This is a genomic window from Bacillus cereus group sp. BfR-BA-01310, assembly GCF_022664325.1.
GTDB classification, from domain to species: domain Bacteria; phylum Bacillota; class Bacilli; order Bacillales; family Bacillaceae_G; genus Bacillus_A; species Bacillus_A paramycoides.
Window position 1 is genome coordinate 1 of record NZ_JAKUHD010000105.1, and the last position, 381, is coordinate 381.

Sequence of the window (381 nt, forward strand, 5' to 3'; positions counted from 1 at the left end):
GATGTAGGACTAAAAGATTTTGCCATTTTGTCAGATGGAACAACCTATAAAAATCCGAAGTTTTTTCGATCATTAGAAGAGAAGTTAGCCAAAGCACAGCGTGTTCTTTCTAGAAGAACGAAAGGATCTTCTCGCTGGAATAAACAACGAATAAAGGTTGCTAGAATTCATGAATATATGACAAACGCTAGAAAAGATTACTTGGACAAAATCTCAACTGAAATCATCAAAAACCACGATGTTATCGGTATAGAAGATTTGCAAGTATCGAATATGTTAAAGAATCATAAGTTAGCAAAAGCGATTAGTGAGGTATCATGGTCACAGTTTCGAACCATGTTGGAATATAAAGCAACATGGTACGGTAAACAAGTCATTGTC

Annotated in this window: 1 protein-coding gene; it reads left to right on the forward strand. The window is 35.2% G+C overall.

The genetic code is table 11. The features are described 5' to 3' along the window. On the forward strand, positions 1–381 hold a 381-nt coding region (locus MR109_RS29830; protein ID WP_242274868.1), incomplete at both ends, for an RNA-guided endonuclease TnpB family protein.